The 25,869-nt window shown below is 71.9% G+C and carries 24 protein-coding genes; 16 read left to right on the plus strand and 8 right to left on the minus strand.

What is annotated here, in order from left to right:
- The coding region (locus KR546_RS17310) for a transketolase-like TK C-terminal-containing protein (protein ID WP_420804263.1) at positions 1-2,392 on the minus strand (2,392 nt) is incomplete at its 3' end.
- 152 nt (positions 2,393-2,544) lie between these two features.
- Here KR546_RS17310 and KR546_RS17315 point away from each other — a divergent pair.
- Positions 2,545-3,099, plus strand: coding sequence for a CGNR zinc finger domain-containing protein (locus tag KR546_RS17315; protein WP_238445974.1), 555 nt, complete (start codon positions 2,545-2,547; stop codon positions 3,097-3,099).
- Positions 3,100-3,386: 287 nt separating this feature from the next.
- Here the strand turns inward: KR546_RS17315 and KR546_RS17320 are convergent, their stop codons facing one another.
- The 3 genes from KR546_RS17320 to KR546_RS17330 are packed head-to-tail and all read right to left on the minus strand — an operon-like array spanning position 3,387 to position 6,105.
- A complete protein-coding gene (locus KR546_RS17320; protein ID WP_238445975.1) occupies positions 3,387-4,400 on the minus strand; it encodes a pyridoxal-phosphate dependent enzyme in 1,014 nt (337 codons plus the stop codon).
- A gap of 19 nt (positions 4,401-4,419) precedes the next feature.
- Positions 4,420-5,406 (minus strand): cyclodeaminase, encoded by a 987-nt coding sequence (locus KR546_RS17325; protein ID WP_238445976.1) that lies wholly within the window; start codon positions 5,404-5,406, stop codon positions 4,420-4,422.
- A 30-nt stretch (positions 5,407-5,436) separates the two neighbouring features.
- Complete coding sequence (locus tag KR546_RS17330; RefSeq protein ID WP_238445977.1) at positions 5,437-6,105, minus strand: GntR family transcriptional regulator; 669 nt, start codon at positions 6,103-6,105, stop codon at positions 5,437-5,439.
- A 239-nt stretch (positions 6,106-6,344) separates the two neighbouring features.
- Between KR546_RS17330 and ehuB the strand changes: the two genes are divergently transcribed.
- The 6 genes from ehuB (at position 6,345) to argE (ending at position 12,234) form a co-directional block, all read left to right on the plus strand.
- Positions 6,345-7,301, plus strand: a complete 957-nt coding sequence (ehuB, locus tag KR546_RS17335) for an ectoine/hydroxyectoine ABC transporter substrate-binding protein EhuB (protein WP_238445978.1) — start codon at positions 6,345-6,347, stop codon at positions 7,299-7,301.
- Between the two features lie 119 nt (positions 7,302-7,420).
- Positions 7,421-8,155: an amino acid ABC transporter permease gene (locus KR546_RS17340; RefSeq protein WP_238445979.1), complete on the plus strand. Its 735-nt coding sequence runs from the start codon at positions 7,421-7,423 to the stop codon at positions 8,153-8,155.
- Positions 8,155-8,979: an ectoine/hydroxyectoine ABC transporter permease subunit EhuD gene (gene ehuD / locus KR546_RS17345; protein WP_238445980.1), complete on the plus strand. Its 825-nt coding sequence runs from the start codon at positions 8,155-8,157 to the stop codon at positions 8,977-8,979. The genes KR546_RS17340 and ehuD overlap by 1 nt, the downstream gene beginning before the upstream one ends.
- Positions 8,966-9,784: an ectoine/hydroxyectoine ABC transporter ATP-binding protein EhuA gene (gene ehuA, locus KR546_RS17350; RefSeq protein ID WP_274388303.1), complete on the plus strand. Its 819-nt coding sequence runs from the start codon at positions 8,966-8,968 to the stop codon at positions 9,782-9,784. The genes ehuD and ehuA overlap by 14 nt, the downstream gene beginning before the upstream one ends.
- Positions 9,781-10,980 carry a M24 family metallopeptidase gene (locus KR546_RS17355; RefSeq protein WP_238445981.1) on the plus strand — a complete coding sequence of 400 codons (1,200 nt, stop codon included), beginning with the start codon at positions 9,781-9,783 and terminating at the stop codon, positions 10,978-10,980. The genes ehuA and KR546_RS17355 overlap by 4 nt, the downstream gene beginning before the upstream one ends.
- A 57-nt stretch (positions 10,981-11,037) precedes the next feature.
- Positions 11,038-12,234, plus strand: coding sequence for an acetylornithine deacetylase (gene argE / locus KR546_RS17360; protein ID WP_238445982.1), 1,197 nt, complete (start codon positions 11,038-11,040; stop codon positions 12,232-12,234).
- Positions 12,235-12,252: 18 nt separating this feature from the next.
- Here argE and KR546_RS17365 read toward each other — a convergent pair whose 3' ends face one another.
- A complete protein-coding gene (locus KR546_RS17365) occupies positions 12,253-13,491 on the minus strand; it encodes an MFS transporter (RefSeq protein ID WP_238445983.1) in 1,239 nt (412 codons plus the stop codon).
- Between the two features lie 193 nt (positions 13,492-13,684).
- On the opposite strand from KR546_RS17365, the gene dxs reads away from it, so the two are divergent.
- Positions 13,685-15,556 carry a 1-deoxy-D-xylulose-5-phosphate synthase gene (dxs, locus tag KR546_RS17370; RefSeq protein WP_238445984.1) on the plus strand — a complete coding sequence of 624 codons (1,872 nt, stop codon included), beginning with the start codon at positions 13,685-13,687 and terminating at the stop codon, positions 15,554-15,556.
- Positions 15,557-15,914: 358 nt separating this feature from the next.
- Here dxs and KR546_RS17375 read toward each other — a convergent pair whose 3' ends face one another.
- Complete coding sequence (locus KR546_RS17375) at positions 15,915-16,505, minus strand: phosphatase PAP2 family protein (RefSeq protein WP_238445985.1); 591 nt, start codon at positions 16,503-16,505, stop codon at positions 15,915-15,917.
- 421 nt (positions 16,506-16,926) lie between these two features.
- On the opposite strand from KR546_RS17375, the gene ilvB reads away from it, so the two are divergent.
- The 6 genes from ilvB to KR546_RS17405 all read left to right on the plus strand — a co-directional run bounded on the left by ilvB (position 16,927) and on the right by KR546_RS17405 (position 22,887).
- Positions 16,927-18,780, plus strand: coding sequence for a biosynthetic-type acetolactate synthase large subunit (gene ilvB / locus KR546_RS17380; protein WP_238445986.1), 1,854 nt, complete (start codon positions 16,927-16,929; stop codon positions 18,778-18,780).
- Positions 18,780-19,304 carry an acetolactate synthase small subunit gene (gene ilvN, locus KR546_RS17385; protein WP_238445987.1) on the plus strand — a complete coding sequence of 175 codons (525 nt, stop codon included), beginning with the start codon at positions 18,780-18,782 and terminating at the stop codon, positions 19,302-19,304. The genes ilvB and ilvN overlap by 1 nt, the downstream gene beginning before the upstream one ends.
- A 74-nt stretch (positions 19,305-19,378) precedes the next feature.
- Complete coding sequence (locus KR546_RS17390; protein WP_238445988.1) at positions 19,379-20,182, plus strand: lysophospholipid acyltransferase family protein; 804 nt, start codon at positions 19,379-19,381, stop codon at positions 20,180-20,182.
- Positions 20,182-20,946 carry a lysophospholipid acyltransferase family protein gene (locus tag KR546_RS17395; protein ID WP_238445989.1) on the plus strand — a complete coding sequence of 255 codons (765 nt, stop codon included), beginning with the start codon at positions 20,182-20,184 and terminating at the stop codon, positions 20,944-20,946. Before KR546_RS17390 ends, KR546_RS17395 begins: the two co-directional genes overlap by 1 nt.
- A gap of 71 nt (positions 20,947-21,017) precedes the next feature.
- Positions 21,018-22,466 (plus strand): M6 family metalloprotease domain-containing protein, encoded by a 1,449-nt coding sequence (locus KR546_RS17400; protein WP_238445990.1) that lies wholly within the window; start codon positions 21,018-21,020, stop codon positions 22,464-22,466.
- A gap of 91 nt (positions 22,467-22,557) precedes the next feature.
- A complete protein-coding gene (locus KR546_RS17405; protein WP_238445991.1) occupies positions 22,558-22,887 on the plus strand; it encodes a hypothetical protein in 330 nt (109 codons plus the stop codon).
- A gap of 16 nt (positions 22,888-22,903) precedes the next feature.
- Here KR546_RS17405 and KR546_RS17410 read toward each other — a convergent pair whose 3' ends face one another.
- Both KR546_RS17410 and KR546_RS17415 read right to left on the minus strand, forming a co-directional pair.
- On the minus strand, positions 22,904-23,791 hold the full coding sequence (locus tag KR546_RS17410; RefSeq protein ID WP_338019189.1) for an HpcH/HpaI aldolase/citrate lyase family protein: 888 nt from the start codon (positions 23,789-23,791) through the stop codon (positions 22,904-22,906).
- Positions 23,788-24,849, minus strand: coding sequence for an HpcH/HpaI aldolase/citrate lyase family protein (locus KR546_RS17415; protein ID WP_238445992.1), 1,062 nt, complete (start codon positions 24,847-24,849; stop codon positions 23,788-23,790). The genes KR546_RS17410 and KR546_RS17415 overlap by 4 nt, the downstream gene beginning before the upstream one ends.
- A 163-nt stretch (positions 24,850-25,012) precedes the next feature.
- Here KR546_RS17415 and KR546_RS17420 point away from each other — a divergent pair, with 163 nt between their 5' ends.
- Positions 25,013-25,519, plus strand: coding sequence for a MaoC family dehydratase (locus KR546_RS17420; RefSeq protein ID WP_238445993.1), 507 nt, complete (start codon positions 25,013-25,015; stop codon positions 25,517-25,519).
- Between the two features lie 18 nt (positions 25,520-25,537).
- The coding region (locus KR546_RS17425) for a hypothetical protein (RefSeq protein WP_238445994.1) at positions 25,538-25,869 on the plus strand (332 nt) is incomplete at its 3' end.

Genomic DNA, 25,869 nt, shown 5'->3' on the forward strand with positions numbered 1-25,869 from the left:
GATCGGGGACGGTCGCAACGACCTGCCCGCCTTCGCGCTGGTCGGCACGGCCATCGCGATGGGCCAGGTCGAGGGCCGCGAGGGCGGCGTTGGTGGCCATTCCGGTGGACAGGTCGTGCAGGTCGTAGAGATCCTGGATCGTCCCGGACTGGCCGAACGCGTCCACGCCCAGCGGGACGACCGTGCGGCCGACCGCGGAGCCGAGCCACCCCATCGCGTGGGACGAGGCGTCGTGGACCGTGACGAGTGGCCCGGAGTCGCCTCCGAGCACCTCGGCGAGGTGGAAGTCGCGACGGGGACGCCGAGCCGTGCGGATCGACCCGGTGACGGCGGCGCGCCAGCCGCGGTGCAGCCGGTCCAGCGAGGTGACGTCGACCACGCGGGCGGCGACACCCTCGTTGGCGAGCGCCTCGGCTGCGGCCAGCACCTCGGGAAGCACCGGGCCGGACGCGCACAGGGTCACCCGCGGGCCGTCGACCGTGGGCTCGACCAGCCGGTACGCCCCGGCCAGGACGTCGTCGCGCAGCCGGTCCTCGCCCAGCCGGGCGGCCGCTCGCTCGAACGGGGCCTGCTCCAGCTCGCGGGTGCTCAGCCGGAAGTAGCTCGCGTCCCCGGTCGCGTCGTTGGCCAGCGCGTCGACGACGTCGCACAGCAGCCAGTCCATCGCGCCGACGTAGGTCGGCTCGAACGACACGATGTTGGGCAGCTCGAGGCCCAGCGACGCGGTGACGCTGGACTGGTGCGCGCCGCCCTCGGGCGACAGGGTGATGCCCGACGGGGTGCCGGCGACCACGAACCGGGTGTCGGAGTACAGCGAGTGGATCAGCGCGTCGAGGCCACGACACACGAACGGGTCGTAGAGGGTCCCGATCGGGAGCAGCCGCTCGCCGTGCAGGCGCTCGGCATCGCCGAGCTGGCCCAGCATGCTGAACAGGTTCATCTCGGAGATGCCCAGCTCGATGTGCTGGCCCTCGGGGGACTCCTCCCAGCGCAGCAGGCCGGAGTCACTGGGCTCGGTCGTGCGGGTGTGGTGGAACACGCCCGCCTGGTTGATCCAGCCGGCCAGCCCGGTCGACACCGCGACGTCGGGGGAGGTGGTGACCAGCCGGGCGCCCACCGCCTCGTCGCGGCCCAGCCGTGCGACCAGGCGGCCGAACGACGCCTGGGTGGACACGGCGCGGGTGGGGCGCATCCCGACGGCGACCGGGACGTCCAGCCCCAGCCCGGCGGGCGCGAAGGGCTCGCGCGCCAGCCGTTGGCGCGCCGTCGCGACGATCCGGCCGGGTGCCGTGTCGGGAGCGAACCCGGCCCACTCGTCGTCGGGGTCGGCCAGGACCGGCCGCAGGGTGTCCACCTGCTCCCCGGTCAGCAGTGCGGCGTGGTTCAGCGGGTCGCCGGCGACCGGCAGGCGGTAGCCCTTGATGGTGTAGGCGAACACCACCGACGGGCGCTCGGTCTCGGCGTCGGCCTGCCGGTAGGCGTCCAGCAGGGTCGCGAGGTCGTGGCCCCCGAGGTCGTGCACGACCGACGCGAAGTCGTCGTCGGACACCTCGTCGAGCGCACGCACGACCGCCGGGTCGGCGCCGTCGAGGAAGAAGTCCCGCAGCTCGCGTCCGGCCATCCCGAGCGACCGCTGGTAGCGCTCGTTTCGCATGTCGTCGACGTGGGCACGCAGGGCGTCGCCGCCTGGTCCCTCCATGGCCGCGGTCAGCCGGCGGCCGTACTTCGCCTCGATCACCTGCCAGTCGTTGATCTCGAACATCTGCATCATCCGCGCCGCCTTCACCCCGGGCACGACCCGGTCCAGCGACTGGCGGTTGAGGTCGATGATCCAGGTGACGTTGCCCAGCCCGCCGCGCGAGATCGGGTCGGTGATCGCCTCCCAGACGTTGCCCTCGTCCAGCTCGGCGTCACCGAGCAGCGCGACGAACCGGGCGTCGGGGCGGGCACCGAAGTGCTCGTCGACGTAGCGGCGGGTGACGGCGGCGAACAGCGGTGCCACCGCGCCGAAGCCGACCGATCCGGTGGAGAAGTCGACGTCGAAGCGGTCCTTGGTGATCGACGGATAGGCCTGCAGTCCGCCGAAGGACCGCAGGGTGGTGAGGTCGCGACGGTCCAGGTTGCCCAGCAGGTACTGGATCGCGTGCAGCACCGGCGAGGCGTGTGGCTTGACGGCCACGCGGTCCTGCGGGTCGAGGTGGGCGAACCACAGCGCGGTCATCAGCGACACCATCGACGCCGACGAGGCCTGGTGCCCGCCGACCTTCAGGCCGTCGCCGGTCGCCCGCTCCCGGTTGGCGTGGTCGATGATGCGGGTCGCGAGCCACAGCACGCGAGCCTCCAGCTGCTCCAGCGCCGCCTCGTCGAGGACGGTGTCGTGGACGGTCCGGATCCGGGCGGTGTCGGGGCGGGGCGCGGGTGCGGTGGTGGTCACGGTGGCCTCCGGGCCGGCGTCTGGGGTCGGCGGGTGGTCGTGGGCGTGATAAGCGGCTACCTTGTGAAAGGAACTTACACGATCCACCGGGCTTTGCAAGGGCTCGGTCGTTGTCCCCGACCGGAGCGCGACCCATCGACTACGACACGTTCACCGACCAGACGGTGTCCGAGGCGGTCGACCTGACCAACCTGTTCGCCCGTGCGGACGAGCCGGTGACCGCGGAGGAGCTCCACCGCCTGCTCCACCTGTACGTCCTGGTCGACGAGCCGGTGGACGTCGGGGCCTTCGCCGAGCTCGCGAAGACGTTGCGTGGGGTCTTCGAGGCCGCCGACGCCAGCGAGCGGGTCGCGTTGCTCAACGACCTGCTGGCCGCCCACGAGCCCCACCCCTTCATCGCCGAGCACGACGGGCAGGCACCGCACTTCCACTACGTGTCCGACGACGGCGCCGACGTCCGCCGGGTGGGTGCCTCCCTGGCGATGGCGCTGTCCCACGTCGTGGTCGACGACGGTGCCGAGCGCCTCGGTGCCTGCCGGGCGACCACCTGTCGCAACGTGTTCGTCGACCGGACCCGCAACCGCAGCCAGCAGTTCTGCTCCAAGACCTGCGCCACCCGCGTCCACGTCGCCGCCCACCGCGCCCGCGCACCCGGCGCCCACTGAACCCTCCGGACCCACCCACTTCCGGGTGCATTGGAGTTGCTCGCTGCGCTCCCAACGTCCAGCTGTCCTGACGGACACGTTGGAGTTGCGCTGCGCTCCCAACGTCCAGCGCACCCGGCGCCCACTGAACCCTCCGGACCCACCCACCTCCGGGTGTGATGGCTGGTTCCGGTGGCCCGGACGATTCGGTCACGCCCGTCGGGGCGTTCCGGGTCGGATTCCGGGTGTGATGGCTGGTTCCGGTGGCCCGGAGGATTCGGTCACGCCCGTCCGGAGGGCTGGCCGGGTCAGGTGGGGCGGGGGGCGTCGGTGGCGAGGGCGGCGACGTGGTCGAGCTCGGCGTTGGCGCCGGAGCAGACCACGGTGACCGGGCCGTCGACCTCGACCGCGCCGGCCAGCAGCGCACCGATGCCGATCGCGCCTGCACCCTCGAGCACCAGTCGGTGCTCGGCCAGGGCGAAGCGCATCCCCTCCCAGATCGCGTCCTCGTCGACCAGCACGACGTCGTCGACCAGGTCACGCACGGCCGGGAACGTGTGCCGGTTGTCCAGCCCGATGCCGCCCTGGAGGCTGTCGGCCAGGGTGGGGGACTCGGGGAGGTCGACCGGGCGCCCGGCGGCCAGCGACGCCGCCATCACCGCCCCCTCGGGCATCGACAGCCCGACGACCCGCACGTCCGGACGCCGCGCCGTCACGGCCACGGCGATCCCGGCCAGGAGCCCGCCACCCGACAACGGGACCAGCAGGGTGGCGGTCTCGGGGGCCTGCGCCACCACCTCCAGCCCGATCGTGCCCTGCCCGGCCACGACCAGCGGGTCGTCGAACGGGTGCACGAGCGTCAGGCCGCGCTCCTCGACCAACCCGGCCGCCGTCACCAGCGCGGCGGTCTGGGATTCGCCACCGACGACCAGCTCGCAGCCCAGGGCCCGCAGCGCGGCCACCTTGCCGGCCGGCACGTTGTCGGACACGCACACGACCGCGTGCACGCCCAGTTCGCGGGCGACATGGGCCATCGCCCGGCCGTGGTTGCCGGTCGAGGCGGTGACCACGCCGGCGAGGTCGGTCGGGCGGCCCGGCTCGGCGAGGATCCGCGAGGCGGCTCCACGCACCTTGAAGCTGCCGGTGGGCTGGAGCCCCTCGAGCTTGAGCCGCACCGGGTGACCGACCCGCTCGCCCAGTGGTGCCGAGGTGATCGCCGGCGTGTGCACGACCAGGCCCCGGATCCGCTCGGCCGCAGCCTCCACGTCCCCCACGGCCACGGTCACGACCGCGGAGCCGTGGTCCTCCGACGTGGGCTGCATCGATCCGCGGCTGGGGTCGTCAGGTGGCAAGGGTGGTCCCCCGGCCGGCCTCGCGGCAGCGCTGGAGCGCCAGGGTCGCGATCGCGGTGTCCTGGGCGCCGGTCCCGGTGAGGTCGCAGACGGTCACCTGGTCCGGCGTGGTCCGACCCGGGGCGTCCCCGGCGATCACGGCTCCCAGTTCCACGGCCTCGTCCGGGTCGAAGCCGGCCGCCACTGCCGCCCGCAGTTCGCCCAGCCGGGTGCTCTGGTCGATCCGGTCGGCCACGACCACGTCGGCGGCCAGCAGCACGTCGGCGGCCAGCTCCTGCTTCTGTTCGGCGTCGGAGCCGACCGCGGTGACGTGCAGGCCGGGGTGGAGCATGTCGGCCACCACGAACGGCTCCGTCGTCGGCGTCGTCGTGACCGCGATGTCGGCCCCGTGCAGGGCGTCGGCCACGGTCCCGGTGGCCTCGGCCGTGACCCCCAGCTCGTCGGCGAGTTCGTCGGCCAGTGCCCGGCCGGCGTCGGCCCGGCGGGCCCACACCACGACCTGGTCGAGGTCACGCACGCCGACCAGCGCCCGGACCTGCAGGCCGGCCTGGACGCCGGCGCCGAGGACCGCCACCCGACGGGCGTCGGGCCGGGCGAGGTGGTCGGCCGCGACGGCGCCGGCCAGTGCCGTCCGCAGGTCGGTCAGGAAGCCGTTGTCGAACAGTGCCGCCTGCGGCACGCCGGTCTCGCTGTCGAACAGCATCATCAGCCCACCGAGACTGGGCAGGCCTCGTGACGGGTTGTCGAAGAACCCGGCCGAGACCTTGACGGCGATGCCCGGCCAACCAGGCAGGTAGGCCGACTTCACGTCGATCTCGCCGCGGTGCTCGGGCACGTCGATGCGCATGATCGGTGGCATCGACGCGCGTCCGGCCGTCACCACCGGGTAGACCGCCTCGATGGCCGCGCGCTCCTCGGCCCCCAGCCCCACGGCGGCGCGCAGGTCGGACTCGACGAGGACGGTCAGGTCGGGCATGACGACGGCTCCTGGATCGATGCTGGGTGGTCAGCCGAGCGGCCGCGCGGCGTGTGCGTTGAAGCGTTCGAGCAGCAACTTCATGTGCGTGGTGCGCACCTCGGCCAGCCGTTGGCCGGAGTTCCCCTGCATCGCCTCGCGCGTGGCCTGGACCTCCTCGAGCATGATGTCGATCTCGTCGTCGAGGTCGAGCTCGGGCAGGAACTGCAGCCAGACCCGGGCGGTCAGGTGGAACAACTGGTCGTGGATCCGGCGCAGCGTCCGGCTGGTGTAGACGCTCAGCACCGCGTCGTGGTAGCGGTTGTAGAGGACGCCCAGCTGGCGCGTGTCGCGGGAGGTGCGCACCGCCTCGGTGGCCGTGGCGATGTCGTCGAGCTCGGCGAGGGTGTCGGGGGGTGCGGGCAGGCGCACGAAGTCGGCGACCAGGTCGGCGATCTTCATCCGAACGGCCCAGACGTCGCGGATCTCCTTGGCATCGATGATCGCGACGGTGGCGCCCGACCCCGGGCTGGAATGGACCAGGCGCTCGTGCTCGAGCCGTGCCAGCGCCGCCCGGACGGGGGTGCGGCTGACCCCGAACTCCTCCGCCAGCGGCTCCTCCCGCAGTCGGGCGCCCGGCTCGAGGTCGAGCAGGCAGATCCGTTCGCGCATGGTGTCGTAGATGTCGCGCACGGTCATCCGGGTGGCGTGGTCCGACACGTGGCCCCCTGGCTGCTCGGGCGTGCCCGGCTGGCACCGGACGTGGGCCGTGTCACACGATCGACACGGACTCGAAATGCATTCGTACTGTATACAAAGTGGACATTCAATGGCCACAGCGTTTAGGGTGAGGACGACCAACCCGACGAACATGCGTGCAACACGCGAACCGGGGGCGTCGCCGTGGCATCCCGAACGGGGGGACCGGGGCCGTCCCGATCACCAGGAGGACATCGACCATGCGTGGACATCGAACCAAGTGGATGCGAGGGGCCGCGGTGCTCTTCAGCGTCGCGCTGCTTGCCTCGGCCTGTGGCAGCGACGACGGCGGCGACGGAGACGACGCCACGGAGGCCGGCGGGGACGCCTCGGCGACCGATGCGGGTGACTCCGGCGACTCCGGCGGCGGTGGCGACCTGCTGGCCGAGCTCCAGGAGAGCGGCACGATCACCGTCGGGCTCGCCAACGAGGTGCCCTACGGCTACCAGGAGGACGACGGCACCGTGACCGGCGAGGCCCCCGAGGTCGCCAAGCTGGTGCTCGCCGAGATGGGCATCGAGGAGATGGATGCCCAGGTCGTCGAGTTCGGATCGCTCATCTCGGGTCTGCAGGCGGGTCAGTTCGACATGATCGCGGCCGGGATGTACATCAACGCCGAGCGGGCCGAGCAGATCCTGTTCTCGGACCCCGACTACTGCATCGGTGAGTCCCTGGCGGTCCCCGAGGGCAACCCGCTGGGGCTGTCGGACTTCGAGTCGGTCGTCGAGACCCCCGAGGCGACCATCGCCATCCTGTCCGGCGCGGTCGAGGAGGGCTACGCCGAGACGGCCGGTGTCCCCGACAACCAGATCGAGCTCTACACCGACGTCAACGCCCAGTACGACGACCTGGCGAACGGGCGTGTCGACGCGGTGACCGGGACCTCGCTGACGATCAAGACCCAGGTCGACTCGCGCGACGGTCTCGAGATGACCGAGTCGTTCTTCCCGCTGGACGAGAACGGCGAGGAGATCCTCGGATGTGGTGGCTTCGGCTTCCGCAACGACAACCAGGAGTTCCGGGACGCCTTCAACGAACAGCTCAACGCCCTGCAGGAGGAGGGTGCGCTGATCGACACCATCACCGGCTTCGGCTTCGCGCCCGAGGACGTCGAGCGCGCCCAGGACCTGACCGTGGCAGACCTCACCGGCGAGTGACCGCCGGCCGGCCCGTGGCCGGTGGGAGGTGCTCGGGTCGTTTGACCCGCGTGCCCACCGACCGGCCACGGATGCTGCCCTGCTGATCGGCCGAGACCGGCCCGCGGAAGGCGACCTGCATGGACCAGTTGATCCTCAGTTCCGATCGCTACGCCCGGCTGTGGGAGGGTACCCAGATCACCCTGGGGGTGCTCGCTGCCTCGTTCGTGCTGGGTGTCGTCCTGTCGCTGCTCTTCGGGGTGATGCGCCTGTCGGACCGCAGGTTCGTCCGTGGGTTCGCGCTCGCCTACGTCGAGTTCGCCCGGGGCATCTCCTCGATCGTCCTGCTGTTCATCATGGCCTACGCCGTGCCGATCCTGTTCGGCCTGCCACAGGAGAACGTGTTCATCCTGGCGTCGGTCGCCCTGGGCCTGAACATGGGTGGCTACGGCGCCGAGATCATCCGCGGTGCCATCGAGTCGGTGCCCAAGGGCCAGAGCGAGGCCAGCGTCGCGCTCAACCTCACCAACATGCAGCGCCTGCGATTCATCGTGCTGCCCCAGGCGATGCGGGTCATCCTCCCCCCGATGGGCAACCTGACGATCGAGATCCTCAAGGGCACGGCCCTGGTGTCGCTGGTGAGCCTGTCGGACATCGCCTTCCGCATCGACCTGTTCCGCACCAACGCGGCGCTGGCCGAGACCCGCACGCCCGACTGGATCCTCTACCTCAACGCGTTGGTCATCTACTTCGTGATCGCCCAGATCATCAACGGGATCTTCCGGTACTTCGAACGACGAACCAACGCCAAGTACGAGTCGCGGAATCGACCGTTGCCGGCATCGGACGTCGCGCCGGCCGGGATGGTGAAGTGATGACGACCACCGCGCTGGCCCCCGACATGACCGACTCCCGCAGCTGGTGGCAGAAGCCACGCAACGTGGCCATCGTGGCCGGCGTGGTCGTGTTCCTCGCCGTCCTGGGATGGCTCGGGACCCGGGACCTGACCTTCACGACCGACGTGCAGCCGGACGGTTCGACCAGCTTCGACTGGGCGTTCTTCTGGTCGCTGGTGCCCGACATGCTCAACGCCATGACGGTGACGGCCTGGGCCACCGTGACCTCGTTCGTGGTCGCCCTGGTCCTGGGGCTGTTCATGGCCCTGGGGCGTCGGTCCACGATGAAGTGGATCTCGTGGCCGGTCACTGCCTTCATCGAGTTCATCCGCTCGACCCCCCTGCTGGTCCAGCTGTTCTTCCTGTACTACGGCCTGCCCAGCCTCGGGATCGTCCTCGGGCCCCTGCAGGCGCTCACGATCGGGCTGGGCGTGCACTACGCCACCTACTGCTCGGAGGCCTACCGGGCCGGGATCAACAGCGTCCCGCACGGCCAGTGGGAGGCCGCGACGGCCATGAACCTCAAGCCGTCCACCACCTGGACCCGGATCATCATCCCGCAGGCGGTGCCCAATGTCCTGCCCGCGCTGGGCAACTTCCTGGTGGCCGGCTTCAAGGACGCGCCGCTGGGCTTCACGGTCGGCGTGACCGGCCTGATGTTCTTCGCCACCACGATCCAGGCCCGCTACTTCCGCCCGGTCGAGCCCTACATCCTGATCGGGATCGGGTTCCTGCTGGTCAGCCTTCCAGCCGCCTGGCTGGTCCGACGTCTCGAGAGGTACATGTCCTATGAGCGGATCTGACACGTCCACCAACGGTTCCGGCCCCGCGGTGTCGGACAAGGGCGCCGCGGCCGTGACGATGCGCGGGGTCAACAAGGCCTTCGGCGACAACGTCGTGCTCGACGAGCTCGACATGGACGTCGCGGCGGGCGAGCGGGTGGTCATCATCGGCCCGTCGGGTTCCGGCAAGACCACGATCCTGCGGGTGATCATGACGCTGGAGCGCATCGACTCGGGGTCGATCACCATCGGCGACGACCCGCTCTACCACATGCCCGACGGCACGACGCCGGCCAACGAGAAGCGCATCCGGGAGGTGCGCTCGCACATCGGGATGGTGTTCCAGCACTTCAACCTGTTCCCGCACATGAGCGCGCTGGAGAACATCATGCTCGCGCCGGTCAAGGTCCACGGCGTGTCCCGCGACGAGGCCGAGCAGCGCGGGCTCGACCTGCTCGAGATGGTCGGGCTGCGCCAGCACGCCAACCACACGCCGGGCCAGCTCTCCGGTGGCCAGAAGCAGCGCGTCGCGATCGCGCGGTCGCTGGCGACGCGCCCCGCCGTGATGCTGTTCGACGAGGTCACCTCGGCCCTGGACCCCGAGCTGGTCGGCGACGTGCTGGCCGTGCTCAAGGAGATCGCCGAGGAGGGCGAGACCACGATGATGCTGGTCACCCACGAGATGGGCTTCGCCCGCGAGGTCGCCGACCGGGTCGTCATGTTCGACCACGGCAAGATCCTCGAGTCCGGGACCCCACAGCAGATCATGCAGGAACCCGAGCACGAACGAACCCGGTCGTTCCTGCAGGCGGTGCTCGACCATTGAGCCGCGAGCTGCCGTTCACGCGTGAGGAGTACGCCCGGCGCGTGGCGCGGGTCCGCGCCGCCATGGGCGAGCGCGACCTCGACGTCCTGGTCGCCGCCGACCCCTCCAACATGGCCTGGCTGACCGGCTACGACGGCTGGTCCTTCTACACGCCGCAGGCGGTGGTGGTCACCCACGACGACGACCCCGTCTACTGGGGTCGGCACATGGACGCCCAGGGCGCCCGGCGGACGGTCTGGATGGACCACGACCACATCGTGGGCTACCACGACGACTATGTGCAGGCGACCGACCGCCACGCCTACCAGCACCTCGCCACGTGGCTGGCCGACGCGGGCCACGCCGCTGCGCGCATCGGGGTCGAGCTCGACAACTACTACTACTCGGCCGCCTCCCACCTCCACCTGGTCGAGGGCCTGCGCGATGCCGACCTGGTCGACGCGACCGGGCTGGTGAACTGGCAGCGGACCGTCAAGTCACCGACCGAGATCGACTACATCCGCAAGGCCGCCCGGATCGTCACCCGGATGCACGAGCTCATCCGCGAGACCGTCGAGCCCGGCATGCGCAAGTCGGCGCTGGTCGCCGACATCGTCCACACCGGCATCGACGGGATCGAGGATGTCGACGGGGGCGAGGTGATCGGCGGGGACTACCCGGCGATCTGGCCGCTGGTCCCGTCGGGCAAGGACGCGTCGGCCGCGCACCTGACCTGGAACGACGACCCGTTCGAGGCCGACACGCTCACCTTCTTCGAGATCGCCGGGTGCTACCGGCGCTACCACGCCCCGCTGTGCCGGTCGGTCTACCTGGGCACCCCGCCGGACGCCGTGCGGCGCGCCGAGGCGGCGCTGCTCGAGGGCCTGGAGGCGGGGCTGGACGTGGCCCGGGCGGGCAACCGGGCGTGCGACATCGCCAACGCGCTCCACGACGCCCTGGCACGGGCCGGGATCGAGCGCGAGGGACGCTGCGGCTACCCCATCGGGCTGAGCTACCCCCCGGACTGGGGCGAGCGCACCATCAGCATCCGTGCCAGCGACACCACGGTGCTCGAGCCCGGCATGACCTTCCACTTCATGCCGGGGCTGTGGATGCAGGACTGGGGGCTCGAGATCACCGAGAGCATCCTGATCCGCGACGACGGCCCGGCCGAGGTGCTGGCCGACGCCCCGCGGGAGCTGTTCGTCACGACGTGACCCCCCGGCGTCCGGCACCCTCCACGTCTTGACCACCGAGCAGCGAAGGCGACCACCATGGCAGGACGGGCCGACCCGGGCACCACGACCGCCCGGCCACCGCTCGACGACACGCTGTCGCTGCTCACCGACCTGGTCGCGTGCCGCTCGGTGACGCGCTACTCCAACCTCGACCTGGTCCACCTCGCCCAGCAGGTGCTGGAGGCGGCCGGCGCGACCTGCACCCGGACCTTCGACCCGCTGCTCGGGAAGGCCAACCTGTTCGCCACGATCGGCCCGCACGTGGACGGGGGCGTGGTCCTGTCCGGCCACACCGACGTCGTGCCGGCCAACGACGACGCCTGGGAGACGCCGCCGTTCGTGGCGACGTTGCGGGACGGCCGGGTCCACGGACGTGGCACCACCGACATGAAGGGCTTCATCGCCTGCGTGCTGGCGATGGCGCCGACCTTCGCCGCCGCCGACCTGCAGCGCCCGGTGCACGTCGCCCTGACCTTCGACGAGGAGGTGGGCTGCCAGGGGGCGCCCCTGCTGCTGGAGGAGCTGGGACGCACCGGGCCCCGGCCCGCCGCGGCGATCATCGGCGAGCCCACGATGATGCAGGTCGTCGTCGGCCACAAGGGGTGCTACGAGTACACGACGACCATCACCGGCGTGGCCGGCCACGGCTCGGCCCCGTCGCGGGGCGTCAACGCGATCTGGCACGCCGCCCGGTACGTGATGCGGCTGCACGACCTCGCGGACGAACTGCGTGACCGGGCGCCGGCCGACAGCCCGTTCGACCCGCCCGAGTCGACCCTGAGCATCGGCACGATCCACGGGGGACAGGCTCGCAACGTCGTGCCGGGCAACTGCTCGTTCGACTGGGAGTTCCGCCCGGTCAACGACGCCGACGCCGCCCTGGTCGCCGAGGCGGTGGTGCGCATCGAGCAGGAGGAGAGCGACCGGTTGCAGGCGCTGCATCCTCACGCGGCGATCCTGACGACCAGTGACGGCGAGGTCGGGGGGCTCGACACGCCACTCGACTCGCCGGCCGTCGCCCTGACCCGCCGACTGCTGGACGACGTGACCCCGGGGGTCGTGCCCTACAACACCGAGGCGGGCCTGTTCCAGGCGGCCGGGATCCCCTCGGTGGTCTGCGGGCCGGGCAGCATCGACGTCGCCCACCGGCCCGACGAGTACGTCCCGGTGGACCAGCTGGCCGCCTGCCTGGCCATGCTGGACCGACTGGCGGCTGACCTGTCCACGCCCTGAGCGGGCGGCAGGTCCGGGTCAGCCGGGCGAGGTGGACGCAGGCGTGTCCTCGGGGAGGTCCGCACCGATCGTGACGGGCGAGCCCGAGACCAGGCCGGTCGCCAGGATGGGGAGGTTGACGGCACACAGCACGAGCAGGGGCACGGTCCACCCACCGGTCGCATCCGCGAGGACGCCTGCCAGCAACGGGCCGGGCAGCCCGACCAGGTAGCCGATGCTCTGGGCGAAGGTCGAGACCTGCATCGTGTCGCTGGGGGAGGCCGTCCGCAGGCCGAACAGCGCGAGCGTCACCGGGAAGCCCGCCACCCCGATCCCCAGCAGGGCCGCCCACACGAACGCGAACCGCACGGGCGCGACCAGCAGGCCCGCGAACGCAAGCCACCACGGCAGCACCACGAACCAGGGGGCGAGACGCTGGTCGGGTCGCGTCCCGAGCCAGCCGGGCAGGACCAGTGACACCGGGATTGTGACCAGCGTGACGACCGCCACCATCGCACCGGCCGACGACGCCGCCATGCCCTCGTCGCGCAGCACCGTCGGCAACCACCCCATCATGATGTAGGCCACCATCGACTGCAGGCCGAAGAACACGGTGAGGTTTCGGGTCGTGCGGTCGCGGAGCAGCACGGCCGGACGCAGGCGGCTCACGGCGGCGTCGCGTCGTCCGCTGGCCGAGACCCCCCGGGCGGCGGGCAGCCAGGCGACCAGCCCGACCAGCCCCACGACCGCCCACGAGGCCAGTGCGCGTGGCCAGCCACCCAGCGCGGACGCCAGCGGCACGGTCAGGCTCGCGCCGGCGGCGGCCCCGACCTGGAGGCTGGCGACGTAGCCACCGGTGACCCAGCCCTCGCGCCCACCGAAGCCCGAGCGCACCACGACCGGCAGCAGGACGTTGATCACGGCGATGCCGACCATGATCACCACCGTGCCGGCCAGGAGCACGGCCGCCGTGCCGAACGGTCGGACCAGGGTTCCGGCGATCACCAGGACCATCGCCGCCGCGATCGACGCGCCCAGCGACAGGCGGCGCCGCAGCCAGGGCACCAGCGTCCCGGCGAGCGCGAAGACCAGGACCGGCACGGAGGTCAGGACCCCGGCGACGCCGGCGCCGATCCCGAGGTCGGCGCGGATCTCCTCCAGGACCGGGCCCAGCGCGGTGACCGGCAGGCGCAGGTTCAGCGAGACCAGCAGGATCGCCACGCCCAGCCCCACCGCCGCCCGCCCGGCGAGCCGGGTGCGGTCGGGGTCGGTCGCCACGTGCGGTCCCCTCGGATGGTCCCGTCCGCCGGGCGCGGAACGGCTCGGCCAGCGTAGGCCCGGTCGGTGGGCGCACCGGGGGACCACCGGACGGCCGCCCGGGTCTCCGGCTCGCGTACCCTGCAGGGACCGTGGGGAGGTCGACGACGATCGCCCCACGGCGTGATGACGGCACCAGTCGAAGGGTCCTGACGTGCTGCTCGAGCACATCCACCATCCGGCCGACGTGCGGGCACTCGACGCGGACGAGCTGGACGAGCTCGCGGCCGACGTGCGTCGCAACGTCATCGAGGCGGTCGCCCGCGTCGGCGGACACCTGGGTTCCAACCTGGGAGCCGTCGAGCTGACGATCTCGCTGCACCGCTCGTTCGACTCGCCGCAGGACTTGCTGCTGTGGGACACGGGCCACCAGGCCTACGTCCACAAGATGCTGACCGGCCGGACCGGGCAGTTCGAGACGCTGCGCCAGGACGGCGGACTGGCCGGGTACCCGCAGCGCGTCGAGAGCGTGCACGACGTCATCGAGAACTCCCATGCCTCGACGGCACTGTCGTGGGCCTACGGCATCGCCGAGGGCCAGCGCTTCCTGCCGGCCGGCGAGCGCCGCGGGGTGGTCGCGGTCGTCGGCGACGGCGCCCTGACCGGGGGGATGGCCTACGAGGCGCTCAACAACATCGGCCACGACCAGACCCCGATGACGATCGTCCTCAACGACAACGGGCGGTCCTACGCCGAGACGGTGTCCCGTCTCTCCAGCCAGGTCTCGCGGATGCGCATGGACCCGCGCTACCGCACCTGGCGGTCACGGGCCGACCACTTCGTGGAGCGCATCCCGCTGATCCACCGCCTGACCGGGGCGAGCCTGCGGGGGCTCAAGCACGCCGTGGCCGACGCACCTGCGCTGCAGGCCTTCGTGGAGGCGCTCGGCGTGCGCTACCTCGGCCCGGTGAACGGCCACGACGTCGGTGCGATGGACGCGGCGTTCGCCTCGGCCGAGCGCTTCGACGGCCCGATCCTCGTCCACGTGCTGACCGAGAAGGGCAAGGGCTACGAGCCGGCCGAGACCGACCCGGAGAAGCGCCTGCACGACACGTCGGCGTTCGACCCGGCCACCGGCGAGGCGACCAAGAGCAAGCAGCGCTCGTGGACGGCGGCCTTCTCCGACGCGCTGTCGGACCTGTGCGACGAGATCCCCGAGATCGTGGCGCTCACCGCGGCGATGCCCGGGTCGACCGGGCTGCTGCCGATCGCCGAGCGCCACCCCGACCGCGTGATCGACGTCGGCATCGCCGAGCAGCACGCCGTGACCTCGGCCGCCGGGCTGGCCTATGCGGGGCGCATCCCCGTGGTGGCGATCTACTCGCCGTTCTTCCCGCGTGCCTTCGACCAGGCCAACCTCGACGTCGGCCTCCACGACGAGCACGTCGTGTTCGCCTTCGACCGGGCGGGCATCACCGGCCCGGACGGCCCCAGCGCGCACGGCGTGCTGGACCTCGGGCTGAGCCTGCGGATCCCCAACATGACCGTGCTGGCACCCTCCAGCGACCTCGAGGTCGCCGCGCTGCTTCGCACCGCCGTGGAGGACGTCCACGGGCCGGTCAGCCTCCGGTTCTCACGTGGGGCCTGTCCCACCGGGGACCAGGTCGGCACCGGACTGGACGCGCGCCTGGTCCGGGAGGGCTCCGACGTCGTGATCGTCGCGGTGGGGGATCGATTGGGTCCCGCCGTGACCGCCGCGCGCACCCTGGCCGTGGACGGCATCGACGCCGCCGTCTGGGACGTGCGCTGCGTGCGACCGCTGGACCCGGCCCTGGTCGCTGCTGCCGCCGCCGCACCCCTGGTGGTGACGGTCGAGAACGGCTACGTCGCCGGTGGTGCCGGTGCCCACGTGGCCGACGCGATCCTGGACCACGCGGGCCTCGCGAGTGCGCCGCCGGTGCTGCGCCTGGGCGTGCCGGATGCCTACGTGGCGCACGGCTCACCGGACCGGCTGCTGGCCGACCTGGGCCTGGACGCCGACGGGATCGCCGCCGCCGTCGGCAAGGCCGTCACCGACCTCGCCTGATCCTCGAGCCCTCACCCCTCGGCTCGCGCTCGCTCCCGGTGCTCGCCCCATTGGCGTTCGCTGCCTGGTGAGGCGGTCGCGAACGCCAGTTGGCGTGTGCCTCGGATGCCCATTGGCGTTCGGTGCCGGGTGAGGCGGTCGCGAACGGCAGCCTCAAGTCCGCACGTTGGTCGTTTGGCGTTCGGTGCCGGGTGAGGCGGTCGCGAACGGCAGCCTCAGATGCCCACGTTGGTCGTTTGGCGTTCGGTGCCGGGTGAGGCGGTCGCGAACGCCAGGTTGGCGTGTGTCTCGGAGGGCCGATTGGCGTTCGGTGCCGGGTGATGTGGTCGCGAACGCCAAGGGCGGTCCCGGGGGTGGGTCAGGTCCTGGAGCCGGCGAGGACGGCGCGCACGGCCAGTGCGACGAGCAGGCCCAGCAGCGCCCCGCCGACGATGTCCAGGGGCAGGTGCACGCCCAGCTCGAGCCGCCCCAGCGCCACCAGCACCGCGACGAGCACGGCGACCACCCGCTCGCCCCGGTACAGCTCCGGCCACAGCGCCGCCACCAGTGCGACGATCGTGGTCGTGTGGCCCGACGGGTAGCCCGGCGACTCGAGCACGACGTTGGGCTCGATGCCCAGCAGGACGTCCGGTCGCGCCCGGCCGACCACCACCTTGAACACCTGGGCGAGCAGCCACGCCAGTGAGCCCGACAGCCCCATCCGCAGGGCGTAGTCGCGGTTGAAGATGAAGACGAGCATCGTGGCGGCCACGACCATGAAGAACGTCCCGGCCGGCTGCACCCACGTCAGCAGGGCCTCCCACCAGCCCCCGAACCCGGTGAGCAGGTCGTAGGTGGACTCCTCGAGCCACGACAGGCCGAACTGTGCCATGATCGTGACGACCGCCAGGGCGGCGGCCACCACCACCAGCGTCCGGCGGGAGACCGAGTCGGTGGAGGTGCGGGGCATGCGTGGTCCTCGGCGGGTCGGAGGTCGGGTTCGAGCGGTGTCGACGCGGTGGGGCGTCGTCGTCCAGTGCACCCGGTCGCGCCCTCCACGTCCACGACCCGCCCCCGCGAGCCGCCCGGCTTCGAGGTGGGACTTGACGTGGTGGCGAGCGTTGCGCCATCATGCCGAGTGTCCGACCTCCGGACGAACGGCAACACACGAGGCACGTCCAGACATGCAGCCCGGCCCGAGCACCCAGCACGGCACCGTCGGTGTCGTCGTGCTCGTCATCGTCGGGTAGCGCGCGCCCGAGCACCTCGGACGCGCGCGAACCTCCCGGACCGGGAGGTTTTTCGCGTCCGGGGCTGGGGGAGAGCGACCCGTGACGAGGTGGATGCGGGTCCGCGAGTAGCGTGGGGGACGTCGCAGAAGGATGTGGACCATGCAGGTGACCGGTGCCCAGGCAGTCATGCGCAGCCTCGAGGAGCTCGGTGTCGAGGTCGTCTTCGGCTATCCCGGCGGGGCGATCCTGCCGGCCTACGACCCGTTGATCGAGGCCGACCTCACCCACGTGCTGGTCCGCCACGAGCAGGGGGCGGTCCACGCCGCCGAGGGCTACGCCCATGCCTCGGGCAAGGTGGGCGTGTGCATCGTCACGTCCGGTCCGGCCGCGACCAACCTCGTCACCGGGCTGTGCGACGCGCTGATGGACTCCGTGCCCGTCCTGGCGATCACCGGCCAGGTCGCGTCCACCGCGATCGGGTCCGACGCCTTCCAGGAGGCGGACGTGCTCGGCATCACGATGCCGGTCACCAAGCACAACGAGCTCGTCACGTCGGTCGAGCGGATCCCCGGCGCGATCCGCGAGGCCCACCACATCGCCTCGTCCGGGCGACCGGGCCCGGTGTTGCTCGACATCCCCAAGGACATCCTCAACCAGTCCTTCGAGTGGGCCTGGCCCGAGCACCTCGACCTCCCCGGCTACCGCCCCACCGTCCGTGGGCACGGCCGCCAGGTCCGCGACGCCATCGACCTGGTGGCGACCGCGAAGCGCCCGGTCGTGTACGCCGGTGGGGGACTGGTGCGCGCCGACGCGGGCGACGAGCTGCGCGAGCTGGTCGACCTGCTGGACCTGCCGGTCGTCACCACCCTGATGGCACGCGGGATCATCCCCGAGGACCACCCCAACGCGCTCGGCATGCCCGGCATGCACGGCCACTACGTCGCCATCCGTGCGTTGCAGGAGGCCGACCTCCTCGTGACCCTCGGCGCCCGGTTCGACGACCGCGTCACCGGCGACCTCGCACACTTCGCGCCACACGCCAAGGTCATCCACGTCGACGTGGACCCGGCCGAGATCGGCAAGAACCGCGCCGTCGACGTGCCGATCGTCGGCGACGCCAAGGTGGTCGTGGGCCAGCTGGTCGCGGTGGCACGGGACCGTGGCGACGAGGCCGTGCCCGACACCGCCGCGTGGCGCGACCACCTCGCCACCGTGAAGGCCGACCACCCCCTGCGGGTCCAGCAGCCCGACACCGGGATCATCAAGCCCCAGACCGCCATCCGTGCGGTCCACGCGGCGTTCGGCGACGAGGCGGTCTACGTCGCCGGGGTCGGCCAGCACCAGATGTGGGCGTCCCAGCTGGTCCCGTGGAGCCGCCCCCGCCAGTGGATCAACTCCGGTGGGCTGGGGACGATGGGCTTCGCGGTGCCCGCGGCCATCGGTGCCAAGGTCGCGGTCGGCCGGGACGTCCCGGTGGTCGCGATCGACGGCGACGGCTGCTTCCAGATGACCTTCCAGGAGATCGCCGCGGCCGTCCAGCACGACATCCCGGTGACCTTCGTGGTCATCAACAACGGGGTGCTCGGGATGGTCCGCCAGTGGCAGAGCCTGTTCTACGCCAGCCGGATGTCCGAGACCACCCTGCCGCAGGCCGTCCCGGACCTGGTCCTGCTCGCGGAGGCCTACGGCATCCCGGGCTTCCGCGCCGAGAGCGTCGAGGAGCTCGAGTCGGTCATGGCCAAGGCGGCGGCCATCACCGACCAGCCGGTGATCGTGGACGTGCGGGTCGACCCCGACGAGATGGTCTTCCCCATGGTGCCTGCCGGCGGGTCCAACGACGCGGTGATCGAGTCCGCCGACGAGTGGATGACGATGGCCATCGCCGACGTCACCGAGGCGGCGACCCAGCGCCAGCGTGCCAACCGCGAGGCCGGGCTCGGCGGTGCCGATCCGTCCGACGACCCACCCCTGATCGCCGGTGCCGACACCGACGACGAGTTCGGGAGCGACTGATGCAGACCCACACGCTGTCCGTCCTGGTCGAGAACCGGCCTGGTGTCCTGGCGCGGATCTCCGGGATGTTCTCCCGTCGCTCCTACAACATCCACTCGCTCGCGGTCGGGCCGACCGACGACGAGCGCGTGTCGCGCCTGACGATCGTGGTCGGCACCGACCCCGTGCACCTCGAACAGGTCATCAAGCAGCTGAACAAACTGGTCCACGTGCTCAAGATCATCGAGCTGGACCCCACCGAGTCGGTCCAGATGGAACTGCAGATGGTGAAGGTGTCCGCCGACGCCAGCCAGCGGGCCGACCTGTTCGCCCTGGCCGAGGTGTTCGGCGCCGAGGTGGTCGACGTCGACGCCGACACGGTGACGATCGCGATCGCCGGCAACACCGCCCGGCTCGGCCGGCTGGCACCGCTGCTGGAGGCCTACGGCATCCGCGAGATGGTCCGCTCGGGCACGGTCGCGATCGCCCGGGGGGACCGTTCGATCACCGATGGCTCCAGGCTGCGTCTCCAGCGCGTCGTCTGAGCGGGACCTCCGCTGCACACGTCCCGATGTCCTCGTCCCGACGTCCTCGTGGCGACGGCCTAGGCTCGGCCACCATGGACGACGACGCGACGGCTTCCGCCCCCCTCGAGCTCGACGGCTACTGGGCCGTGCTCCGGGGCGTGGTCAGCGGGATCTTCGAGGGCCTGCTGCGGTGGAGGCCGAGCGTGCGGGACGTCGAGCACGTCCCCGCGACGGGCGGCGCCGTCGTGACCTGGAACCACCACTCCTACACCGACTTCCTGTTCGTGGCCCTGGCGGTCGTGCGCGACCGCGGACGACCGGTCAGGATCCTGGGCAAGGCCGAGATCTGGGACAACCCGTTCACCCGCTTCTGGGCCCTGCGTGCCGGGGCCGTGCCGGTGTTCCGCTCACGGGCCGGCGGGGGGCGTGAGGCGCTGCGGGCGGCCATCGCCGCCCTGGAGAACGGCGACCTCGTGATGGTGGCCCCGGAGGAGACCATCTCGCAGTCCTTCGAGCTCCTGCCGTTCGCCCGTGGGGCCGCGATCATGGCCATCGCCGCCGACGTGCCGGTGGTCCCTGCCGCAAGTTGGGGCAGCCAGCGGTTCTGGACCAAGGGTCGGTCGGCCAGCCTGGTCACCGGCATCCCGGTCACGACCGCGTTCGGTGCCCCGATCGTGCCCGCCGAGGGCGAGGACGCCGACGCGCTGACCGCGCGGGTGCGCACGGCCACCGAGGAACTCCTCCACGAACTGCAGCGCGACTACCCCGACGCGCCCGAGCCGGGTGACGACTGGTGGCTGCCGCGCCGGCTGGGCGGGACCGCACCGGACCACGCCGGGGTCCTGGCCGAGCACGAACGCTGGCGCAGTCGCCGGATCGCGGACCGGCGCGGCTGATGGCCGGTGAACCGACGGGCCCGCGGGCCTCACTGCTGTACCGGACGGCTGCCGGGGCCGCCCTCGGCCTGTTCGCACTCCAGCGCTGGGACCTGCGCACGACCGGGCTCGACAACGTCCCCCGGACCGGTGGCGTGGTCGTCGCCGCCAACCACATGTCCTTCTGGGACTTCTTCCTGGTCGGGGCCGGTCCGTACCGCGCGTGGGGTCGTCCGGCGCGGATCCTCGCCAAGCAGTCGCTGTTCGACACCCCGGTGTTCGGGCCGATCATGCGCTCGGCCGGCCACATCCCGGTGCGGCGAGGTCGGGGCCGGGCTGCCTACACCGACGCCGTCGCCGCGCTCGGACGTGGCGAACTGGTGATGGTCCTGCCGGAGGCCACGATCTCGCCTGCTCTGGACCTGCTGGACTTCCGTGCCGGGGCCGCGCGGATGGCCATCGCGGCCGGCGTGCCACTGGTGCCGGCCATCTCGTGGGGCAGCCACCGCTTCCACACGGTCAAGCACGGGCCGACCCCGCGGTGGCGGCTTCCGGTGACGGTCGACTACGGCGAGCCGCTGCACCCCGGCCCCGACGACGATCCGCGGGAGGTCACCGCCGAGCTTCACGCCAGGATGCAGGTGATGTTCGACGCCGCCGTCCGGGACTACCCCGACGGCACACCCGCCGGGGCGTGGTGGGTCCCGGCCCGGTTCGGCGGCGGTGCCCCCACGCCCGAGCAGGCGGACGCGTACCTGGACGGCATCCGACGCGCCTGGCGCTGAAGGCGCGATGTCGGCCGGGGTGTCGCGTGGGTCGGGTACCCCTGTGGGCACCCGCACCCGAGGATCCCCCGATGCATGACCCCGACCTGGACATCCCGAGCCTCGCGCGCATCCACCGCCTGGCGTCCGAACGGGTGGCGCAACGCTGTGCCGTCGCGCCCAGTCCCGCCCTCGCGGACCGGATCAAGGACGTGGTGGCCCGGCTCGACCAGCTCGACGAGGTGCGGTCCGTCGGGGCCGGTGCGGCGATCGTGCAGCCGCGTCATCCGGGGTTCAACGACGGGCTGATCATCCCGGGCAGCCGGTTCCCGCTCGGCACCTCGATCGAGGCGGTCCGGTCCGCCGCGAGCCAGCGGGCACCACTCCACGGGACGTTGCGCGTCGCCGTGGTGCTGGTGGACTTCGACGACCGTCCCATGACCGCCGACGCCGACCACTTCGACGACCTGTTCTTCAGCGAGGGGGTGCTGCCGGACGGCTCGGTGCGCGAGTACTTCACCGAGGTGACCAACGGCCTGGTCGAGCTGACCGGCGAGGTGATCGGACCACTCCGGCTGCCCCGCGACCTCGCCACCTATGCCAACGGCCGGTCAGGCATCGGCACGTCGCTGCCCAACGCCCGCACGATGGCGCTGGACGCCGCCGTGAGCGCGGACCCGGGGATCGACTTCGCCCCCTACGACAACGACGACGACGGGTTCGTCGACGCCTACGTCGTCGTGCACGCGGGCAGCGGGGCCGAGGTCACGGGCTCGGTCGACGACATCTGGTCGCACAAGTGGGTGCTGCCGGCCGAGTACCGCACCGACACCACCAGCATCTTCGCCTACCTCACCGTCCCGGAGGATGCCCGGATCGGCGTGTGTGCACACGAGCTGGGGCACCTGCTGTTCGGGTTCCCCGACCTGTACGACACCGACAACACCTCGGAGGGCATCGGCGCCTGGTGCCTGATGGCCGGCGGCAGCTGGGGTGGCGGCGGCGACCGGCCGACGCACCCGTCGGCCTGGTGCAAGGTCCAGCAGGGCTGGGTGATGGTCGACAACGTCACGACCGACGGGCCGTTGACGATCGCCGACGTCAAGGACAGCCACACCGTGCACCGGCTGTGGCGCGACGGCGAGGTCGGCAAGGAGTACTTCCTGGTCGAGAATCGCCAGGCCGACCGCCGGGACGCCAGCCTCCCGGGTGGGGGACTGCTGATCTGGCACGTCGACGACGCCGTGCCCGACAACACCAACGAGACGCACTACCGGGTCGGCCTCGAGCAGGCCGACGGGGCCATGGACCTCGAACGCAACGCCAACCGTGGCGACGACGGGGACTGCTGGCCCGGCACCGCCGTGCGCCGCTCCTTCACGGCCGACAGCACGCCCGGCTCGCGCAGCCACGGCGGGATCGACACGGGCGTTCGGGTCACCGCGATCTCCGACCCCGGCCCGGTGATGACCGCCGACGTGCAGGTCCACGGCGACCAGGTGCAACCCGACGATCCCGACGGCCTCCCGACCACGGGGTGATCACCCCGTAGGATCGCGGGCAGGGTGGTCGCGAATGCTGTCGACGTGACACCGACCTGGCCGCCTCGGACGTGACGGGGAGGGCACGGGCATGGTGGAGGCACCCGACAACCGTGCACTGCTGCGGGGACGCCTCCGGTCGGTCGTCGCGCCGGAGGACGACGTGCCGACCGGCTGGCGGGCACTCGACGTCGAGGTGACCGACACCCGGGACGTGCCGGACCTGCCGAACCTGCTCGCACCGCTCACCGGGTCGTCGACCGTCGTGCTGGTGCCCCAGGACGACGTCCCGCCCGATGCGCTCGTCGTCGGCTGCGAGGTCGAGATGGTCGCACGTCGCGCCGGACCCCACCGCGTGCTGGCCGATCGGGCGACCCTCCGGGTGACCCCGCCGCCGGGGGAGGTGCCGTCGGGACCCTGATCGTCGCGGGCGACGATCAGGCCGTGGACTCCTCCAGGCGCGCGATGGCCGACGCGGTCGCGAGCGTGCGGCGGGCCTGCTCGACGTGCAGGTTCTCCACCATCCGCCCGTCGACCGTGACTACGCCCCGACCCTCGGCCTCGGCGGCGGTGAAGGCCGCGATCACCCGTTCGGCGTGGGTCACCTCGTCGGTGGAGGGGGCGAACGTGGTGTTGGCTCCCGCGAGCTGGCGGGGATGGACGAGGGTCTTGCCGTCGAAGCCCAGGTCGCGGCCCTGCCGGCACTCGGCCAGGAAGCCGTCGTCGTCCGACAGGTCGTTGAACACGCCGTCCAGCACGACCGTGCCCGTGGCACGTGCCGCCAGCACGACCAGGGACAGGGCCGTCACCAGCGGGGCGCGACCCGGGACGGCCTCGGCCCGCAGCTCCTTGAGCAGGTCGTTGGTGCCCAGCACGAAGGCGGCGAGCCGAGGGGACGCCTCGGCGATGTCGCGGGCGGCGAACACGCCGGCCGGCGTCTCGACCATCGCCCACACGGCCAGGTCGTCCGGTGCGCCCGCGGCCTCGAGCGCAGTGACCACGGCGACCACGTCGGCCGGCCCGTCGACCTTCGGCACCACCACGGCGTCGGCGCCCGAGGTCGCCACGGCGGCGACGTCGTCGTCGTGCCAGGCAGTGCCACGCGCGTTGACACGGATCGTGACCTCGCGGGGGCCGTAGCGGTCCGCGGCGGCTGCCTCGACCACCCGGTCGCGGGCGGCCGGCTTGGCGTCCGGTGCGACCGCGTCCTCGAGGTCGAGGATCAGTGCGTCCGCCGGCAGGGACGCGGCCTTGTCCAACGCCCGCTCGTTGGCACCCGGCATGTACAGCACGCTGCGCCGGGGTCGCCGGTCGTCGTCGCTCACAGCCCGTACTCCCGGGCCAGGTCCGGGTCACGCTCGGCCAGCTGGCGAGCCAGCGCCAGCACGACCTGGCACTGCTTGAAGGTGGCGTCGTCCTGCATCTTCCCGTCGATCATGACCGCGCCCGAGCCGTCGCCCATGGCCTCGACCACGCGCCGGGCCCAGGCGACCTCGTCCGGCTCCGGCGAGAACACCCGGGCCGCGATGTCGACCTGGACCGGGTGCAGCGTCCACGCCCCGACACATCCCAGCAGGTAGGCGTTGCGGAACTGGTCGGTGCAGGCCACCGTGTCGCGGATGTCGCCGAACGGACCGTAGAAGGGGAAGATCCCGGCCGTGACGCAGGCGTCGACCATCCGTGCGACGGTGGCGTGCCACAGGTCCTGCTGGGCGGTGGCCCGTTCGGCGTCGACATCGGGCTGGCCGTCGACGACCGGGGGGTCGCTGCGGACCAGGTAGCCCGGGTGGCCTCCACCGACACGGGTCGTCTTCATGCGCCGGTCGGCGGCGAGGTCGGCCGGCCCCAGGCTCATGCCCTGCATCCGTGGGCTGGCCAGGGCGATGTCGTCGACGGCGGCCACGCCCCGGGCGGTCTCGAGGATCGCGTGCACCAGGATCGGCCGCTCCAGGCCAGCCCTGGCCTCGAGCTGGGCCAGCAGCCGGTCGACGTAGTGGATGTCCTCGGGGCCCTCGACCTTGGGGACCATGACGACGTCGAGGCGGTCCCCGATCTCGCCGACCAGCGTGGTGAGGTCGTCCAGCACCCACGGCGAGTCCAGGGCGTTGACCCGGGTCCACAACTGCGTCCCGGGATGGTCGAAGTCACGTCCCACCTCGACCAGGCCCGCCCGGGCGGCCTCCTTGGACTCGGTCGGCACGGCGTCCTCGAGGTTGCCCAGGAGGATGTCGACCTGCCCCGCCATGTCGTCGACCTTGGCGACCATCCGAGGATTGGAGGGGTCGAAGAAGTGGATCATCCGCGACGGACGGGACGGGACCTCACTCAGCGGGTCGGGCGCCCCGATCGCCAGGGGGCGGAAGAAGTCCTTCGGTGGACGCATCGGCGGCTCCTGCACGGCACGGTCGGGCGCTCGGTCGGCAGCGCCAACGGTAGGCGGGCACCGGCACCTTCGGTGGCGGCGGGAGGACGGGTGGGCGCCTCCGGCCGGGTTGCTAGGTTGCCCGCGGGAGCAGGTGAACGCGCCGACCACACGAGAGGCACCCATGCCCACGGCAGACTTCGGTCGCTACCTCGACGACTTCACCGTCGGCGACGTCTACCGGCACTGGCCCGGCAAGACCATCACCCAGGCCGAGGACATCCTGTTCTGCTCGATCACGATGAACCAGCATCCGCTGCACAGTGACGACAACTACGCGGCCGCCGCCACCCCGCACGGCCGTGCCATGGTGGTGGGCAACCTCGTCTACTCGATCGTGCTGGGCCAGTCGGTGCCCGACGTGTCCGGCCGCGCGATCGCCAACCTGGAGATCGAGTCGCTCACGCACGCCAACCCGACCTTCCACGGCGACACCATCTACTCCCAGTCCGAGGTGCTCGAGGTCCGTGAGTCGCGCAGCAAGCCCGACCGGGGGATCGTGCGGGTGCGCACGATCGGCTACAACCAGGACGGCGTGGTGGTGTGCGAATTCACCCGGGTGGTGCTGGTGCCCCGCCGCGGCCACGGGTTCGACGGCCATCCGGGTCGACCCGACCCGGTCACCGCCTGACGACGGAAGGCGCGACGCATGGGGTTCCTCGACAAGGCGAAGCAGGCGGCCAGGGACGCGGCCGAGACGGCCCAGAAGGCGGCCACCGATGCCGCCGGCAAGGCCCAGGAGAAGTACCGCGAGCTGGAGGAGTCCGGCACGATCGACGAGTACCGGGCCAAGGCGGAGGACGGGATCAAGAAGGCCGGCGACGGCATCTCGCGGGCACTGTCCAGCGACGATCGCGCCACGTCGGACGCCCCACCGCGAACGCCCGGGTCCGGTCCCGCGGGACCGCCTCCGGCCCCGGGTGCCCCACCGGCGCCCCCGACCGCGCCGACCGCCCCACCCGCACCGTCGTCCGCGGGTGG

Origin of the sequence: Salsipaludibacter albus (assembly GCF_019798055.1) — a bacterium.
Taxonomy (GTDB): domain Bacteria; phylum Actinomycetota; class Nitriliruptoria; order Nitriliruptorales; family Nitriliruptoraceae; genus Salsipaludibacter; species Salsipaludibacter albus.

Bases quoted from the DNA above. Each gene is read 5' to 3' on its own strand.
- KR546_RS17420 (WP_238445993.1), top strand. From the start codon at position 25,013: ATGCCCACGGCAGACTTCGGTCGCTACCTCGACGACTTCACCGTCGGC.
- KR546_RS17320 (WP_238445975.1), bottom strand. From the start codon at position 4,400: ATGCAGCCCACGTCGGAGGACCACGGCTCCGCGGTCGTGACCGTGGCC.
- argE (WP_238445982.1), top strand. From the start codon at position 11,038: ATGGCAGGACGGGCCGACCCGGGCACCACGACCGCCCGGCCACCGCTC.
- ehuD (WP_238445980.1), top strand. From the start codon at position 8,155: ATGACGACCACCGCGCTGGCCCCCGACATGACCGACTCCCGCAGCTGG.
- KR546_RS17325 (WP_238445976.1), bottom strand. From the start codon at position 5,406: ATGCCCGACCTGACCGTCCTCGTCGAGTCCGACCTGCGCGCCGCCGTG.
- ehuB (WP_238445978.1), top strand. From the start codon at position 6,345: ATGCGTGGACATCGAACCAAGTGGATGCGAGGGGCCGCGGTGCTCTTC.
- KR546_RS17400 (WP_238445990.1), top strand. From the start codon at position 21,018: ATGCATGACCCCGACCTGGACATCCCGAGCCTCGCGCGCATCCACCGC.
- ehuA (WP_274388303.1), top strand. From the start codon at position 8,966: ATGAGCGGATCTGACACGTCCACCAACGGTTCCGGCCCCGCGGTGTCG.
- ilvB (WP_238445986.1), top strand. From the start codon at position 16,927: ATGCAGGTGACCGGTGCCCAGGCAGTCATGCGCAGCCTCGAGGAGCTC.
- ilvN (WP_238445987.1), top strand. From the start codon at position 18,780: ATGCAGACCCACACGCTGTCCGTCCTGGTCGAGAACCGGCCTGGTGTC.
- KR546_RS17405 (WP_238445991.1), top strand. From the start codon at position 22,558: ATGGTGGAGGCACCCGACAACCGTGCACTGCTGCGGGGACGCCTCCGG.
- KR546_RS17395 (WP_238445989.1), top strand. From the start codon at position 20,182: ATGGCCGGTGAACCGACGGGCCCGCGGGCCTCACTGCTGTACCGGACG.
- KR546_RS17340 (WP_238445979.1), top strand. From the start codon at position 7,421: ATGGACCAGTTGATCCTCAGTTCCGATCGCTACGCCCGGCTGTGGGAG.
- KR546_RS17375 (WP_238445985.1), bottom strand. From the start codon at position 16,505: ATGCCCCGCACCTCCACCGACTCGGTCTCCCGCCGGACGCTGGTGGTG.
- KR546_RS17415 (WP_238445992.1), bottom strand. From the start codon at position 24,849: ATGCGTCCACCGAAGGACTTCTTCCGCCCCCTGGCGATCGGGGCGCCC.
- KR546_RS17390 (WP_238445988.1), top strand. From the start codon at position 19,379: ATGGACGACGACGCGACGGCTTCCGCCCCCCTCGAGCTCGACGGCTAC.